Raw genomic sequence first — 16,738 nt, forward strand, 5'->3', positions numbered from 1 at the left:
CTTTAGGAAACGGTTTTCGGTTTGGCGTTCGGATGGTTCGCCGGTGGTTGTCCGAGTGGGGTCTTGAGATCGACCGACCCTGTCTTGGCCCGCCGCTTGAGCTGGCGGATAACGACGGGACATTTGTCCTCGGACTGGTAGAGCACCTGACAATGCAGGCAGGTGACGCACTCGTTCGGATTGATCTCACCGGTGGGGTGGATGGCCTGAACGGGGCATTCGTTGGCGCAGGTTTGACAGGGGGTGCCGCAATCCTTGTAGCGGCGCAGCCAGTCGAACATGCGAATTCGGGCGGGGATGGCCAGCGCTCCGCCCAGCGGGCAGAGGTAGCGGCAGTAGAACCGTTCGATGAACAGCCCGATCCCCAGCAGGGTCAGCGCAAAGACCACGAAGGGCCAGTCCCGCATGAATTTCAGAATGATTGCCGTCTTGAAGGGCTCGATCTCAGCATACTTCTCGGCCAGCGGGATCGAGACGAAGCTGAGGCCGAACAATCCGAGGAAGATCATGTATTTTGCGGGCCAGAGGCGTTCGTTCAGGCCCCAAGGCAGCGTCCATTGCGGGACGCGTAAGGCCCGCGCGATCTTGTTGGTCAGCTCCTGCAGTGCGCCGAATGGACACAGCCAGCCGCAGTAGGCACCACGGCCCCAGAATAGCAACGCGGCGGCGACGGCAAACCATTGGATGAAGACCAGTGGATCCAGCAGGAACGCATCCCATGAGAAGCCGGTCCGCAGACTGCCTGCCAATGCCATCAGGTTCACCACGCTCAGCTGCGCATTGGCGTACCAGCCGATAAAGAACAGGGTCATGGTCAGATACCCGATGCGGAACCAGTAGAAGACCCGTGCATTCATCGTCGCGTGAAACTGGAAGAAGAAGGTTGCGGTCAGCACCAGCAGCATGACGCCAAGCACGGCGATCTCGACCGTGCGGTCCTTCCAGATGCGTTTCCAAAGTGCGGCTTTGGCCGCGGCTTCGCCCGTGGCATCGTCAACAACCGCCGGGGCGGTGACGGGCAGCAGGTATTGCTCGGGCAGCTTGTAGCCCAGATCGAAGGTCAGGAACGTCTTCTCAACCGCGCCCACGGCCCGTTGCACCAGCAATTGCAGGCGGAACGGCTCGGCGGGGTCAAACTCGGCCTCGGCAGGGATCTTGAAGATATCCAGTTCGGTGAAGCTGGGCGCATCCGGGGCCGCAACCTTGCCCAGACGCTCTTGCTGCTTGTCAAAGAACCGCACCGAATTGTCGCCCTGAATAAGCTGAATCCGGTCGAAAATTCCGCCGCGCACATAGCCTGAACCCTTGAAGCTGTAAGCCCCACGCCCCAGCACCAGAATGGCCTGTTCACCTTCGTCCAGCCACTCGGTCAGATTCTGATATTCGGCCTCGCCCAACAGGGACTTGCCGACCGATGGGACCGAGACCAGCGCCACATGCATGTCGATGAACGTGTCATTCGGCTCGCCCGGTTCCGGGCGTTTGATGGCGCGCTGATCGCCTGTGGCTGCAAAGGCGGCATTGACCTGACCGACATCCAAAGTCAGGCGCCGGACCGAGCCATCGCCGGACAGAGTGGTCCAGTCATAGACTGAGTTCTTAGCCATATCGATTTCGCGCTTGGGACCATCGGCCTGTAGCGGCGACAGACCACCCAGACCCAGCGCACGGGCTACCTTGATGCCGCCACGAACCAGGCTGTCATCAATCACCATGATCGTCACAGTCGCGCCCGAAATGATATCGAGGTCATGCCCCTCACCACCGGTCTCAGCTTCGACTTTTAGGTCCAGCCCGGCGTAACCTTCGGTCAACTCGACCATGCGCGAATTGGGGATGCCGATCAGAACAATGGGTTCCGAGTGTTTGACTAGTTTCACTCCGGCCAGAACTGCGTCGTCGTCGATGGCGGCGACCACGTGGATGGGCTTGCCGGAATAGCCGGTGGTGCCGACGAAATCCGAGGTCAGAAAAGCCCATGCGATGGTCTCGCCGCCCTTTAGAACCGGAGCAACGGGCACGTCATCGCGCACGGGACCAAAGGCATCGGCTTCGGGGGCCAACTCAGAAGGGGTGATGTCAGGCAGGAAGCTGGCGAGGCTGTCAGCATGGGCACTGATCGCCATCAGGCAGGACAGGGTAAGGGCCAGCAGGAATTGGATTGCGCGACTTACGGCCACAGCGCACCTCCGGAAACTTGGATTGACGCTATGGACGCGCGCTGGGCGCGTTCGAGGTATTTCTTGGGCGCAGCCGGGGGGGCACGGGTTTCAGGCCACAATCGTTTCAAGCTGCAGACCTGAACCAGATCGCGGGGCGAAGAGTGTTCGGTGTGAATAGCGTTGTCCCGTGCCAGGAAAGGCCAGTTCGGCATCGGGGCAGCCGAGGTGACAGCACACAGGGCGCAATCGGCGCATTTGGGGCAGGGCGCGGTTGGGTCCAGGTCTTCCTCCTCAAGGTCTATCTGGACCCAGACCGCCCCTGCCTCCGAGCAGATTTCCACCCACATGCTTTGGCCGGGACTCGCCAGCGCCGGACCGATCGTTTGCAACAACAGCATAAGGATACCCGCCAAAGCACACGTCGCACGTAACGCGCGAACAGGGAGGCTGTGCAGAGGGCTAAGGGCGGGCATGGAGAATCCAACTCGGAAATCGTTCCTAAGTCGTAGGGGATTCTCGCTTGGTGATACTTGACTTCGGTTAGGCTGCAGGAAATTTCGCGTTATTCGTCCGCTTCATCCATCAGCCCGCGCAACCAACGCCCTGCCAACCACGCGGCGGGTACGCCCAGAGGAATTGACCACAGGATCGCGGCTACAGGCGTAATCACGCCAAACCCGGCGCTGTTGGCGATCAGCCCCGCTAGAAACAGGTTGATGGCCACGGTCAAAGCCGTGGCCGGATACAAAAGGATGGCCAGTTTCCAGACCGGCCAATTGCCCTCAGTGGCTGGTGCCTTCCGAGAAGGTGATTTTGTTCCAGACATTGTATTTCCCTGAAGGTTTGCGCATCGGTAGGCGGCGGACCTCTTCCAATGTTTGCGCGTCATAGACAATAACCGCGCCATCATCTTCCCAGATGGACACGAGTGCGTGGCTGCCATCTTTGGTGAATTCCACATGAGCCACGGTTTGACCGGGGGCCGGGCGCAGAGTCTTAACGATTTCAAGACTCTGCTTGTCGATCACATGCATAGCGTCCTTGTTGGGTCCAAAGAACACATCGGCCCAGACGTAAGGAGAATTCTCATGGCTGCGCATGAAAAACCCCGGCCCTTCGGTTTTGATCTGCTTAACAGTTTTCCAGGTCTCCATATCGATCACGGAAACGGTGCCATCGGTCAGGTGCGGCGTTGCCATCACGGTCGTATCGCCATACCTCCACGTGATCCCCGAGCCCAGGTGCGGCATCCCCGGCAGATCCAGATCGGCGACCTTCTGACCGATGACCAGATCAATCACCTGACCGCCCTCGCCGCCGCGGGATGCGCCCATGACGTATTCATAGCTCTGGTCGAAAAAGAAATCATCCAGATAGTCCGGCGTGGTGATCTTGCGCACCGGGAAAGGGTCAGGGTTTTTGAATTGTCCTTCGATGCGGAAATCATGACCGATACCAAATTGAGGAGGATTGGCCCCGTAGAAGACCTCCCAGATCTCGGGCACATCCTTGAGGGCCAGAACAAAGCTCTCGCGTGGGGGGGCCTGATAGACCGCCGAAACGCGGCTGGGCTTGCCCTTCTTGCTTTTGATGTCGATGACCTTGACCACGGACAGGTCTTCGGTCGACAGCAAGGTCAGGCTGTTGGGCAGGTAGTTTGCCACTGCCACCCATTTGCCATCGCCCGACATGGCGATGTTGCGACTGTTCAGGCCAGCGCGCACGCGGCCAACCTGTTCCAAGGCCCAGATGTCATACTTCTGGACCCAGCCATCACGTGACATGATGAACACATATCGCCCGTCTGGGCTGAATTTTGGACCGCCATGAACGGCAAAGGGTGTCTCGAACCGGTCCAAAACCTCGAAAGTGTCACCGTCCAGCACGCTGACATGATGGTCCCCTGTCTCAACAGCCAGAGTAATGTTCATCGGGTCGCTGTCCCAGATGGGTGCTTCAACTGCGACGTAATTCTCGTCCAGAATTCGGCTGGCCATTATGTCGGCCTCACCCCACTCGGGATCGCTTTCCAGCGGTGATTTCAACCAACCCGCCAGTTCTTCAATCTGCAAAGCGTCGAGCTCGTGCGAGAAGGCAGGCATTTGGGTCGCGGTCCGCCCTTCGGCGATAACCGCGGCAACGCGGGGGCCGCGCATCCGCTTCAGCGTTTCAGGGATAAGCGCCGGACCCACGCCGCCTAAGCGGTTTTCGCCGTGGCAGGACGCACAAAATTCAGCGTAATCCGAAGGAGCGTCAGCCCATGCGGTTCCGATCAACAACAGCGAGCAGAGAGTGCCGAGTTTGAGCGTCTTAGAAGAACTGATGCGCCGGATCATGGCGTTTCCCCCGGAACGGCGTGACCTGCAGGCGATCGCCCGCCTCATCCACGCCGATTTCTTGGTTTGACAGATAGCATGCTGGATCTTCCGCCCACGGGTCGCCGGTCACCTGCAAAGCCCGGATACGGGTGTTGCCGCCACAGACATCCTTGAGCTGACAGGCGCCGCAGCGCCCTTTCAAGGGGCGGGGACGTGTGCGCAGCATGGCCAACATTTGGTCATCGCCGGTCCAAAGTTCTGAGAACGACCGGGTCTTCACATTGCCGACAGTGTAGTCCGACCAGTAAGTGTCGGGGTGTACGCGGCCCAGATTGTCGATATTGGCCACGCCTAGGCCGCTGGAGTTGCCACCCCATGCCGCCAGATGCTCGCGTACATGAGCTGTTTTTCCAGCATCGAAACGCGCGCGGACCCAGTTCAGGAAATACCCCGCGTCAGCGTCATTATTACCGGTCACGATATCCAGAGGACGACCACCCGAGGCAGCCTCCCATGCGCGCTCCAACAGCAGGTCCAGCCCGCTCCGTGTGCGCAGATGTTCAGCATCTTCGCCTCGGTTCTTGTCTCCACGACCTGCATAGACCAGATGGGACAAGTAGAACTTGTCGACACCCTCGTCATCGCACAGCTGCAGCAGATCGGGCAGATGGTGTTGAGTACCTTCAGTCAGGCAAAACCGAAGTCCCACCTTGATGCCGCGTTTCTTACACTCACGCACGCCGCGCAGGGCGTCGGCAAAGGCGCCTTCGACCCCTCGGAACCAGTCATTTGTGGCCCCGATACCGTCCAGCGAGATACCCACATAGTTGAACCCCACATCGGCAATCATATCGGCGGTTTCGTCATAGATCCGCGTGCCGTTGGTCGACAATGCCAGCATCGGCACCAGATCGCGGGCCCGTTTGGCGATGTCAAAGAAATCGAACCGGTCCAGTGGTTCTCCACCCGAGAGGATCAGGGCCGGGACGCGAAATTGGCCCAGATCCTCAAGGGTTACCATGGCTTGCTCATGGCTGAGCTCACCCGGGAAGGCCACATCCGCCGAAACAGTATAGCAATGGCGGCATTTCAAATTGCAGCGCCGCGTCAGGTTCCAGATCACCACCGGCTTCACCGGGCCGGGCCGGCGTTTACGCACTGTTGTCGGTTTGACGAGTTGGTGCATGTATTCGGTCAGGCGGAACATGTCTCAGCCTTTCGTTTTCAGGCGCAACCCGGTTTTCTTCAGGATGCGCGTGGAATAGAGGATGTCCTTGGCCCGGCAGGCATCGCCTAGAATGTCAGCAATTTCGGCGCGCTTCGCTTCGACCTCGTCACGATCAGCGCCGTGTACCATGGCGAACAGATTGTATGGCCAATCGGGCAGGGCGCGGGGGCGTTCATAGCAATGGGTGACAAAGGGCAACGCGCCGATCCGGGCGCCTAATTCGGTGATCCGGTCGTCATCCACATCCCAGACGGTCATCCCGTTCGATGTCATGCCCAATTTGTAGTGGTTCGGCGCGGCAGCGATGCGACGGATCACACCGCGCGACTTGAACTCGGCTAAGCGGTACAAAAGGGCATCTTCATCCATGCCAAGTATCTCGGCCACCTGCGCATAAGGCGCGGGCACAAGGGGCAGCCCGCCTTGCAGCGCCTCGATAATCTCTCGATCTGTTGCGTCGATCATGCCGCCACCCGAAAGCCGATGAAAAATTCCTGTAGTTTGGGGAAACGAAGAACGCAGATCCCCGTTTCCCGTTCGATTGCATCAGCAGTGCCCACGATCCCCTCGGGAGTTTCAGTGGCCAGCACGAACCACATGTTCAGCCGGTGCGTACGTTCATAATTGTGGGCAACCTCTGCATGCGCATTGACTTTGGTCAGGACGGTTTCGAATTCTTCAGTTGGCACCGCCATTGCACACAGGCAAAAAGCGCCCCCCATGGCGGCGGCGTCGAAGAACGGACCAAAGCGCGTGATCACTCGGCTGTCTTTCATACGGGTCAGGCGGTTAAGCACTTCGCTTTCAGGAATGCCCAACTCCTCTGCCACGGCTGCATAAGGGTGCGATACCAAGGGTAGATCGTCCTGCATCCGGTTCAGGATCGCGCGATCGGTTCCATCCAGTTTCATGCGGCGGCCTCTTTCGGTTGGATCAGCGCGCCGGTCTGTTTGAAACAGCGCGTCGAGAACAAAACCTTGTGCTGCGCGCCAAACAGGTCCGGCAGCGCGCGCGCACTGGCCAGGATCTCCAGCGCTTCGCTGCGGGTGCGGGCGTGGATCATTGAGTAAAGGCGATAAGGCCAGACCCCTTCGGCCGGACACCGTTCATAGCACAAGGTCACTCCGGGGTGGGCTGCAAGGGCAGGACCGGCGGCGTCGATCTGTTCGGATGGCAAGTCCCAGACAACCATTGCATTGGCTGACCATCCGAGCGCACGGTGGCGCACGATCACGCCCAGGCGCGAGATGATACCGGCTCTGTGCAGTACCTCGATCCGATCCATCACACCCGCAGCGTCGCGACCTATTGACTGGGCCAGCACGGCATAGGGTTCAGCGACCAGCGGCAAACCCGAACTGAGGGCTTGAAGCAACGCGCGATCGCCGTCTTGCAAGACCGATCGATCTATCTTGCGCGGGCTTGGAACGTTTCGGGTCTTGCCTGACATGCGAAACCCCAGATCCACGTTGAACGGACGAACCAACCGAAGGTCGAGAACCTGCAGCCCTGTGCGCTGGGCGATCCGAGCCAGCGTGTCATTTACATGCGCCCGGTCTGGACCGGTTGCCACGAACCAGAGGTTCCATTTGTCCTCGCGCTGGTAGTTATGGTTCACACCCGGTTCGGCGTCGATCAGAGCGGCCACGTCTTCCAGACGTTCACCCGGTGCAGCGACGGCGGCCAGAGTGCTGGCAGAAACCGCGCCAGGGGCAATGGTCGCGCCGACTCTCGTAATCCGGCCGGTCGCCCGCATTCGGGCTAGGCGATCCAACACTTCAATCTCGTCCAGCCCCAACGTGAAAGCCAAAACCTGGAAAGGGCGGTCCGTTACCGGAAAATTGCGTTGAAATTCATCCAGCAGGCGGCGATCGATCGGGTCGGTGATATGTTCCATCGCCTACAGCCCCGTTTTGTGCGCGCGGGCGGTGAAGAAGATGCCAGATGGGCTGTCCGCCTCGATCTCGCGCAGCTTTTCGAAAGTTTGTGTGTCGTAAACCATGACCTTGTTGGCATCGCGCACGCTGATCCAGACCTCATGCCCACGCGGGGTGAACTCCATATGCAGCACTGCAGGCCCCGGTTTGAACTCGTGGATGATCTCTTTGCTGACACTGTCGATCACCTGGATCGTGTCGTTCAGCGGGTGGGCAAAGTTCACCCAGACCTCTCGACCATCCGGTCGCGACATGGCAAAGACAGGCTGGCCATGGGTTTGGGTGCGCCCGGTTTCCGTCAGGGTATCGGCGTCGATCCAGAGCACCTCGTGATGGCCGACGGCGGGCAGCACAAACTCGCGCCCCGTTAGTGCCCAGCCTTCCAGATGGGGCATCTTGTAGACGGGCATCTCTTCCTGACCACGACCATAGTCGGGTAACACGCGGATCGGTTCGGGGTTGTCGGCCCAGAGGTCCAGCGCTGTCAGCCCGTCTTCGCCGAATAGCCCGGTGATGTAGGTCCGACCATTGGCGGTGATAAGCGCGTCATAGGGGTTCTTGCCCATGTCGAAGATCTTGGTGATTTCTGGCTTGCCCGCCGAGAAATCGGCAATCCAGGTCTCGCCCGTGTCCCACATGGTGAACACGAACCGGCGGCCTGGTGCGTCGACCAGACCGATGGTTTTGCTATCGGTGGGGATGTCGGCAACCATTTCAAGCGTGTTGGCATCAAAGACCCGCACACCGCCGGGTTCATAATTCGATACGGCTACCAATTGGCCGTCATCCGAAATCGCGCCGCCAATAGCATTGCCCGCCTGCACGACTCTGATCACGATCTGGCGTGTGACGATATCGACCTTGGTCAGGCCCCCATCACGGCCAAAAACATAGGCAAAGCGTTCATCAGGCGAATAGACCAGCGAGGCATGGGACAGGTCGCCAAGCCCTTCGATCCGCGCCAGCGCGACACGGTCTGATTGATCAATCAGCAAGACCGAGCCCTTGGCCCGTTCGATCACCAGGCCTAAGTCGCCGGTAGCGGTGGGTTCGGCTTGCGCCGTTGTCATCATCAGGATGGCCGCGAGACCAAGGAAAAAGTGTTTCATTGTTCCTCCTGTTCCAGCAGGTAATGGGCGATCCATTCGGCCTCTTCTTCGCTGATCAGGGGCCGCCACGGGGGCATTGCAGTGCCGGGGATACCGTCAAGGATGACGTCGGTCAGAACGTTTGCATCGTAATGCTCCAACGATTTGGACCGTAGATCCGGCCCAAGACCGCCTTTCAGAGACAACCCGTGGCAAGAGCCGCAATCCTGATGCACAAGCCGTTTGAGCGCGTTGCCATCAAGCACATCGGCGGCAAGGGCTGACGTTGCTATGAGGACGGCCGTTGTGAGTAAAGCGCGTGAGGCCCATGCCGGAAGCCCGCCATTCGATTGGACATCACTAACCATGGGCCTGCTCCAGCAGGTTCGCCACGGGTTGATCCGCATAAAGGGTAACCACTTGCCCGACGATAAACAGCGTCGGGGCCTTCAGATCCGCCTCGCGCACATCCGCCGCCAATTTGTCCAGTCTTGAAACAAGTCGACGCTCGTCTGGCGTTGTCGCTTTGCCTACGGCCAAAACAGGCGTCGAGCCAGGCAGGTTTTCCGTCATCAAGCCCATGGCGATCTGACCGATATTTGCGACACCCATGTAGATGACTAGCGTCGCGTCAGGATCGGCCAGCCGTTTCCAATCTAGGTCCAGCACTTTGTCGGCTTGCCTGTGACCGGTGACATATTGAACCGATGTTGCCAGGCCGCGATGGGTCAGCGGCACGCCAGTGGAACTGGATGCCCCCTGTGCCGCTGTGATGCCTGGCGCGTATTCAATGGCGATACCGTGCGCCATCAGATACGCGGCCTCTTCAGAGCCGCGGCCAAAGATCATCGGGTCGCCACCCTTCAAACGCGCTACGGTGAGGCCAGCGCGGGCCTCTTTTGCCAAAATGTCATTAATGCGGTCCTGCGGCACCGTATGGCACTTGGGCGCTTTGCCGACCGGGATCAGCCGCGCGCCGGGGGCATGCAGGTCCAGAATGTCGGCCGAAACCAGCCGGTCATACACAACCACATCGGCCTCTTGCAACATGCGCAGTGCGCGCAGGGTCATGAGTTCGGGGTCGCCGGGACCGGCACCAATCAGAAAAACCTTACCGCTCATGTGCAAACTCGCTTGGTCTGAATGTCTTCGAAACCCGGGTCCATTCGGCGAATTGAGGACGTCGCTGGGCCAACCGGGCGTGTCATGCTGGTAGGTTTGCGCATTAACTGCGCTGTTTCCTTGACTAAAGTTAAGGAGCGAGGGATTTGCGCCCGCGCTCCTTTCTTTCTGCCTGTATTTTTGCCTCGGCTCAGGGTTCGACTGTGATCATTCCGATCATGTTCTGTGTTTCCCAATGCGGGCCGCACAGGTATTCCTGCGGACCCGGGGTAAGGAAGGTATTCTCGACCGTTTCTTCAGGGAACAACCGGTCGCTTTCCGGCTTGCCGCCATCCTTCAGCAAGACCGAGTGGCTGGTCCGCTTGTCGACATTGACCCAGCGGACAGTGGTGCCGGCCTTCACGGTCAGTTCGGATGGGCAGAAGTTGTACTTGTACATCAGCACCACCTCGGCATCCTCGACCGCCGAGGTTGGCTGGCCAAAAAGCGTGAGATAACGGTCTTCGGCTTCGGCGCACAGCTCGGCAGTGTCCTCGGCCCATACTGGCGCGGATAGAAAAAGCAGGGCAGGAAGAAGGTGTTGGGGTTTCATCGTCCAAGTCTCCTTTCCAAAATGGGGTGGGGCCGGAGTGCCCGGCCCCGATCTGTTATTGTTTGACCACGTTGATGAAGGCGGCGTCGTCGTCCAATGCCAGGCTGGTGTCCAGCGTGACATGGTGGAACCGGGCGGCGGCGAAATCGTCATGGATCGCAAAACCAACCGTATAGGTCTGGCCGGGCTCGAGCGGGACGTCACCCGGCGCGCCCGAGTTCAGCGGCCGGGTAAAGACCACGGTCCACATGCCACCGGACAGGTTCGCCGAGGCGGCGATTTCACCGTCATTGACCACGCGCTGTTCCAGCAGATAGCCGTTTGTCGCGCTGCCATCGGCGTAGACGCGCATCAGGTCTAGATAGGTGCCATCGGCCAGGTACTGCTCGATCTGTGCTTCGGCCTCCAGCTTGTCCCAACCGCCTAGTGCTTTGCCACGGCGGCCTTTGATTTCGACATCCGTGCGGCTTTCGCTGATGTATTTGGTCACGGTGTCCTGCGCGGACATGCGACCTGCGACGTCGCCATTGGCGGCAATCGCATCCGCGCCGGGGTCAAAGGGCATATAGCTGTTGTCGGCGTGGCACGAAGCCCAGCACCCCACCTGATCGCCCAGTTCGATACCGGTGCCGGTGATCATCATGGCAACCTTGATCTGGTTGTCGGGATCCATCTTGCCGCCATCGACAAAGGGCGCAGGATTGTGACCCGCATCCGGCCATTGCATGCGGACATAGAGGTTCTCGTCATCATGCGCTGCCTGCACGGTCGCATCGATCACGCCGCGTTTGCCGGGGATCGGGGTCGGTTCCAATTCACCGCCAGCAACAATCTTGTTGCCGATTGTGTCCAGCTCTTTGGCGTGGCAGGTCGTACACTGGTCTCCACCTTTGGTCAGAGGACGCGCGCCGCCGTGGAACTTACCGTTTTGGACCCATTCAAACGAGGCTTGACCGGGGTAGAACAGTTTCAAATCGGTGCTGGCAACCGCGTTCCAGTCGATATCCGCGCCGACATCGTCACCACCCCCGATTGCGGGCGCTGCTGCTTCATCACCGTTGGATTTGGCGCGTTCTTCGGCCACGGCCGCATCCACCGCCGCAGCGATTTGAGCCTGCACGGCTTCATGTTGCGCCTGTTTGGCGGCTTTCTCGGTCTCGGCTTCTGCGGCTTCCTTGGCTTCGATCCGTTCAAGGCTCGCCATATATTCCGGCGGGATCTGACGGATAAAGTCCGGGTTCGGCGCTTCAAGCTCTTCCAGATACTCTTCGTCGGCCCGGTCGCGGGCGTCCGAGTGCGCAATCCCCTTGTGACAGTCGATACAGGTCTGGCCCACAGTCATCGCGTTCAGGTGCTGTTGACGCGCGCGGGGTTTCTGGAATTCAGGCATCATCGATTCAAAGTCGTGACAGTTGCGGCATTCACGCGAGTCGGTGGCCTTCATCCGTTCCCACTCATTCATCGCCAAATGCACGCGTTTGGCTTCGAACTTCTCACGCGTGTTGATGGTGCCAACCACCTTGCCGTACAGCTCTTTGGACGCCTTGATCTTGCGGATCATCTTGTGGGTCCAGTCCTTGGGCACGTGACAGTCGGAACAGACCGCACCGACACCGGACCGGTTCACGTCATGGATCGTGCCGGTGTATTCTTCATAGACAAAATCGCGCATCTCGTGACAAGAGATACAGAAATCTTTGGTGTTGGTGGCTTCCATGGCGGTGTTGAATCCGCCCCAGAAGATGATGCCGCCGACAAAGGCTGCGGCAATACCGGCCACGGGCATTCCCCACAGGAAATACCGGCGCCAGATCGGTTTTTTCTTATCCGGTTCGGAAGTCATATCCGGGCTCCGTTTTGGCTGTCTTGTCTGGCCTTGGATGGCAGGCCGGTGAGTTTGGCTGAGTGAACAAACGAGGAAAGGGCGGGCGAGGGGCCCGCCCTTTCCGAAGTTGGTAGAGAATCCGTCAGGTTACGTGGTTCGACCGGTTGTAGACGTTGAATTTTCCGGTCGGTGCAAACAGCCCCTTCACGCGGCCAATCTCTTCCAGCGTCTTGGCGTCGTAGATCACGATCTCACCGTTCGCTTCCTTCGAGGTCGAGCGGTTCCACTTGGAAACCCAAACCTCGGAACCGTCCTGGTTGAACTCGAAGTGGACTGCGACGTTGCCTTCCTCTTCTGTGATCTGGATCGTTTTCACGATCTCACCGGTTGCCTTGTCAATGACCTGCACCGATTGCTGAACCTCAGGCTCAGGGTGCTTGGTCTGGTCGGCCCAGATATAGTCCGATTCCGGGTGTGTCCGAATGAACAGACCGGGTCCGTCGGTTTCCACCTCGTAGCAGACTTTCCAGGCGTCATCCGGACGACCTTCGGGGTCGTTGCCCCACACGGTGACAGTGCCTTCGCCCAAGTGGGTCGTACCGGCAACCGGGCCACAATTCGGGTCTTCCCAGTTGGCGCCCGGGCCGGGGTGCGGCAGCGGCGCCGTGTCGATCATGGCTTCCAACTTGTGGGTTTCGGTATCGACCACAACCATCTTGTTCGACGCGTTCGCGGCGATCTGGAAGTAACGGCCGGTTGGATCAAAGAACCCGTCATGCAGGAACTTGGCGCTGTCGATCTTGTCGATCCGCAGGTTATCCAGATCGGAATAATCGACCTGCCACAGCTGGCCAAGTTCTTTCACAGCTACGATCCAGGTTGGCTCGTTCGGAGTGGTGTAGATCGCGGCAACACGCGCCTCTTCCACATAGTCCCCGTCCACGTTGTAGCCTCGGGTCGAGACAACCTTCTTCGGTTCCATTGTTTCGGCATCGACGATCGCGAAATGCGGCGGCCAATAAGCCCCACCGATCACGTATTTACCATCACCAGAAACGGCCACGTCGCGGGCGTCATAGCCAATGGTGACCTCGGCCACGAGCATATTCTCAGGGTTCTGCCACAGGTCGATCTTGGTCATCTTGCCGTCGCGGCCCATGGTGTACCAGAAGCGGCCAGGGTTTTCCGGCTCTTCCAGTTTATGGTGCTCGGACGCTTTCAGAACGTGCACGGCATAGCCTGTCGGAATATGCGCCAGCACTTCTTTGGTGTCGCCGTCGATCACGGCCACCTTGCCCACGTCACGTTCGATAACCACAAAGAAGTTTTCCCAATTGCGGCCATGCAGCGGCTCGCTTGGGTAATCTTCGGGTTCGACATAGACCTTACGGGTCGCCATCATTTGCTCAAGCGACATTTCCGGCGGCTTGGGTGGCTCCATCTGGATGTAGGTCGCCATATTGCGGATCTCGTCCTCGGACATCACGTCCGAGAAGTTGTTCATCCCGCCTTCGGTGCCCCAGGCGATAATTTTTTCGAGCCGTTCCTGTCCTAGTTTGAGGGTGCCGGATTCGGTCACGGTGCCGTCGGCGTTTTTCGTTTCCACCAATGGTTCAAGGCTTTTGCCCGTCGCACCTTTGCGCAACACGCCGTGACAGCCAGCGCAGCGTTCAAAGTACAATTGTTTTGACGATTCAAAGGCGTCCTTATCAAGGGTTGGCTCTTCGGCGAGTGTCGGAGCAGCGACGCTGCCCAGCAGCATCGCCAAACCGACCCCAAAGGCACGGCCAGTTTTTTTGTAGCTGATTCCAAGTGACATGATCACTCTCCATTTGCTGGTGAGGCAGGGCTAAGGTTGGCCCACCGAAGCCTTCGGCTCCTTGACGAAAGTCAACGGATGGGGCGTAAACCGGGGTGGAGATGCAAAAATTCACCCAAAAAAACCTCAGAAAATCTGTGTTTTAGAGGCATGTTTTCCGCCGTTTTGATTTTGGTTAAGTGCCGCGAACAAGCAGGCTGCTAGGGCTTGGAAAAACGACCTAGGAGAGCAGCCATGCCCGCAGTCATCACCCGTATTTTTGGTGAGGGGTTCCGCGTATTCTTTCTGTCCGCCGGGCTGTATGGCCTGTTTGTGGGGCTAGTCTGGGGCTTGTGGCTGACGGTGCCTTACGTGGCACCGGATTACGGCATGACGCCGCCTATGTGGCATGCGCATGAGATGATCTTTGGCTATGCCACTGCGGCGCTGGGCGGGTTCTTTCTGACGGCGGTGCCAAACTGGACCGGTGCACCTGACGCACGCGCGCGGTTCATCGCCCTCGCGGCAGGGGTATGGCTGGCAGGCCGGATGGCAATGTGGTTTTCCGGGATGTTGCCGCCGGTTATGGTTGCCGTGATCGACCTTGCGTTTGTTCCGATCCTTGCAGCCAAGATAGCGACGCAATTGATCCGTCGGCCGAAACCGCAGAACATGATTTTCTTACTGTTGCTCAGCCTGATCTGGATCGCGGACTTGCTGACTCATTTTGAGTGGATCGGAATGACCGATGACACGTTGCAATCCGGGCTGCGGATGGGTTTGCTGGCGCTCTGCGCGATGATAGCCATTCTGGGAGGACGGATCACGCCGGCTTTTACCCGCAACGCCATGAAGCGGGCCGGGGTGTCTGAGGCTGACTGGCCCGTTTCCGTCGGTGCGCTGAACAAGGCCGGAATGGGATTGTCGCTTATCCTGCCGCTAAGCGTTCTGGCATCAGGCGATTGGGAAATTGCCGGGGCTGTTGCCCTAACGTTGGGCGTTGTGCAAATCCTGCGCATGGCTCGGTGGCGGACAATTTGGGCTGCGCGTGAACCGATCCTGCTGGCGCTGCATCTGGGGTTGGGTATGCTGGCACTGGGTCTGATCCTGTGGGGCTTGGCGGTGCTGGGTCTTGGCAATGAGGTTGCCGCCCTGCATGTCCTGGGTATCGGTTGCGTAGGTGGCATGACACTGGCGGTCATGAGTCGCGCCGCGCTCGGACATAGCGGTCGCGCGCTGGTCGCACCCGGACCGATGGTTGTGGCCTATGGATTGATGGCGGCGGCGGCGCTGTCGCGTTGGATCGGGGCCGAGATGGACACGGGCTATTTGGTCGCAATGCTGTTGTCTGACGGTCTGTGGGTCACGGCTTTTGCGCTGTATCTGGTTGCGATGTGGCCCGCATTGACAAGACCGCGCGCGAAGCAAGACTAGGTACCTTATCGTTTCAAACGATCGAAATCATTCGATCAATGAGCGGCTGTTTTTGATGTGGCGTTGCACCATGTGTCGGACCTGTTTGCCTTTGCTCGGGATCGGACGCGCGGATGGCGGCACAAAATCCTCGGTGGCCAGGGCAGGAAACATCTCCAGCATTTCTGCCCGGGCTGCAAGTGGCACGGTTCTGAGCGCTTCGGCTCCGGCGAACAGGCTTTCTGATGGGGCGCCTTCGGCAAAGACGATCTCATGCTGTTCGAACAGCATGTGAAAATACTCGACCGACTCTGCGTTTTCCTCGACCGTTATGCCGGGAACGCCAACCAGCGCATGAGCAGCCACCAGAATTTCGCTGGTGTTGAACATTCGGATCGCGATGGCCGAGCGCACCAGCATCCGATGCTGTGGCGATACCAATAAGTCGCGCTGCGGCAGTCCGCTGCCCAATGTTCCAGCCGCGATGCGGATCGGGCGAAGTTTGGGCTTTTCCGACAGCTCCTGGCCGGTCAATGCGCGTGCGCCGATCCAGCGAATACGCTGCGGACCTCTGTCCATCGTCACCACCTCATCCCCGACCGCGAGCGCCTCGATAGGGCGCATGCCATCTGGCGTCTCGATCAGCGTACCCTTTGTGAAACACGGCACAACCGTATCAACCGGAATGTCCGGGCCATTGTCGGTCAATTCGATAATAGTGAGCGTCGTGTTCAGAGGAGGGACGCTGCCGCCAATAAAGCCAAGGAAATAACCCTGCTCAGCGGAGTTGGTATTCATAGACCCGTTGTTGTTGATGTCCCAATCCATGACGCCGATTTCATAAGTATTGCCATCTTCATCACGGACCCGGATGGTGTAATCCCAATCAAACGCGCGCCCAAGATATGTCTGGGTTGGGTCATTGGGAGTTTCATTGGATACGTTATCCCCATCGATGATCGTAGGATCGGCACCGTCGGAAATCGTAATCTGGCTGTATTGAGATATCTGGAATGTAGTATTGACTTGGTAAAGCTGCGCCTGACTGGTCGACATCGTCGAGTCAGAACGGAATGCACCGTAAATATCAATTGCCATCGTTACCCTGACCTTTGTGTGCTTTGCTTCTGCGAGGCCGCGCAAAAGCGTCGCTACTGAGTGCTCACGAAAAAATGTTGCTAAGTCTGGCGACGTTTTTCAAGGCGTTAAAACGGCATTTTTGGGGTATTTAGACCAATTGTAGGTGCAATAGTCT

16 protein-coding genes are annotated in these 16,738 nt (G+C 58.7%); 1 reads left to right on the plus strand and 15 read right to left on the minus strand.

Going from position 1 to position 16,738, the window contains the following annotated elements:
- Window positions 1–2: 2 nt before the first annotated feature.
- From AC2FID_RS11230 to AC2FID_RS11295, 14 genes are all read right to left on the minus strand, one after another.
- Window positions 3–2,126, minus strand: a complete 2,124-nt coding sequence (locus AC2FID_RS11230) for a 4Fe-4S binding protein (protein ID WP_496836875.1) — start codon at window positions 2,124–2,126, stop codon at window positions 3–5.
- A 44-nt stretch (window positions 2,127–2,170) separates the two neighbouring features.
- Complete coding sequence (locus tag AC2FID_RS11235; RefSeq protein ID WP_496836850.1) at window positions 2,171–2,635, minus strand: hypothetical protein; 465 nt, start codon at window positions 2,633–2,635, stop codon at window positions 2,171–2,173.
- Between the two features lie 89 nt (window positions 2,636–2,724).
- On the minus strand, window positions 2,725–2,988 hold the full coding sequence (locus AC2FID_RS11240) for a hypothetical protein (RefSeq protein WP_058274926.1): 264 nt from the start codon (window positions 2,986–2,988) through the stop codon (window positions 2,725–2,727).
- Window positions 2,945–4,498 (minus strand): nitrite reductase, encoded by a 1,554-nt coding sequence (locus tag AC2FID_RS11245; RefSeq protein ID WP_282121463.1) that lies wholly within the window; start codon window positions 4,496–4,498, stop codon window positions 2,945–2,947. The genes AC2FID_RS11240 and AC2FID_RS11245 overlap by 44 nt, the downstream gene beginning before the upstream one ends.
- Entirely contained in the window at window positions 4,473–5,687 is a 1,215-nt protein-coding gene (gene nirJ / locus AC2FID_RS11250) for a heme d1 biosynthesis radical SAM protein NirJ (protein WP_496836852.1), read from the minus strand. Before nirJ ends, AC2FID_RS11245 begins: the two co-directional genes overlap by 26 nt.
- 3 nt (window positions 5,688–5,690) lie before the next feature.
- A complete protein-coding gene (gene ahbB, locus AC2FID_RS11255; RefSeq protein WP_496755320.1) occupies window positions 5,691–6,173 on the minus strand; it encodes a siroheme decarboxylase subunit beta in 483 nt (160 codons plus the stop codon).
- The gene (locus tag AC2FID_RS11260; RefSeq protein WP_058274922.1) at window positions 6,170–6,619 is read right to left on the minus strand and encodes an Lrp/AsnC family transcriptional regulator; all 450 of its coding nucleotides are present in this window, start codon (window positions 6,617–6,619) and stop codon (window positions 6,170–6,172) included. The genes ahbB (AC2FID_RS11255) and AC2FID_RS11260 overlap by 4 nt, the downstream gene beginning before the upstream one ends.
- Window positions 6,616–7,605 carry a siroheme decarboxylase subunit beta gene (ahbB, locus tag AC2FID_RS11265; RefSeq protein ID WP_496755319.1) on the minus strand — a complete coding sequence of 330 codons (990 nt, stop codon included), beginning with the start codon at window positions 7,603–7,605 and terminating at the stop codon, window positions 6,616–6,618. Before ahbB (AC2FID_RS11265) ends, AC2FID_RS11260 begins: the two co-directional genes overlap by 4 nt.
- 3 nt (window positions 7,606–7,608) lie before the next feature.
- Window positions 7,609–8,754, minus strand: coding sequence for a cytochrome D1 domain-containing protein (locus tag AC2FID_RS11270; RefSeq protein WP_496755318.1), 1,146 nt, complete (start codon window positions 8,752–8,754; stop codon window positions 7,609–7,611).
- Window positions 8,751–9,101, minus strand: coding sequence for a c-type cytochrome (locus AC2FID_RS11275; RefSeq protein WP_058274919.1), 351 nt, complete (start codon window positions 9,099–9,101; stop codon window positions 8,751–8,753). The genes AC2FID_RS11270 and AC2FID_RS11275 overlap by 4 nt, the downstream gene beginning before the upstream one ends.
- The gene (gene cobA, locus AC2FID_RS11280) at window positions 9,094–9,855 is read right to left on the minus strand and encodes a uroporphyrinogen-III C-methyltransferase (protein ID WP_496755317.1); all 762 of its coding nucleotides are present in this window, start codon (window positions 9,853–9,855) and stop codon (window positions 9,094–9,096) included. The genes AC2FID_RS11275 and cobA overlap by 8 nt, the downstream gene beginning before the upstream one ends.
- Before the next feature lie 190 nt (window positions 9,856–10,045).
- Complete coding sequence (locus AC2FID_RS11285; protein ID WP_496836856.1) at window positions 10,046–10,447, minus strand: cupredoxin domain-containing protein; 402 nt, start codon at window positions 10,445–10,447, stop codon at window positions 10,046–10,048.
- A 55-nt stretch (window positions 10,448–10,502) separates the two neighbouring features.
- On the minus strand, window positions 10,503–12,290 hold the full coding sequence (locus AC2FID_RS11290; protein ID WP_496836858.1) for a NapC/NirT family cytochrome c: 1,788 nt from the start codon (window positions 12,288–12,290) through the stop codon (window positions 10,503–10,505).
- Between the two features lie 124 nt (window positions 12,291–12,414).
- Entirely contained in the window at window positions 12,415–14,091 is a 1,677-nt protein-coding gene (locus tag AC2FID_RS11295) for a cytochrome D1 domain-containing protein (RefSeq protein WP_496836860.1), read from the minus strand.
- 234 nt (window positions 14,092–14,325) lie between these two features.
- Between AC2FID_RS11295 and AC2FID_RS11300 the strand changes: the two genes are divergently transcribed.
- Window positions 14,326–15,504, plus strand: a complete 1,179-nt coding sequence (locus AC2FID_RS11300; RefSeq protein WP_496836861.1) for an NnrS family protein — start codon at window positions 14,326–14,328, stop codon at window positions 15,502–15,504.
- A gap of 27 nt (window positions 15,505–15,531) precedes the next feature.
- On the opposite strand, the gene AC2FID_RS11305 is transcribed toward AC2FID_RS11300, so the two are convergent.
- Entirely contained in the window at window positions 15,532–16,581 is a 1,050-nt protein-coding gene (locus AC2FID_RS11305) for a Hint domain-containing protein (protein WP_496697125.1), read from the minus strand.
- Between the last annotated feature and the right edge of the window lie 157 nt (window positions 16,582–16,738).

It is taken from the genome of Ruegeria sp. CDSC068 (assembly GCF_059610545.1).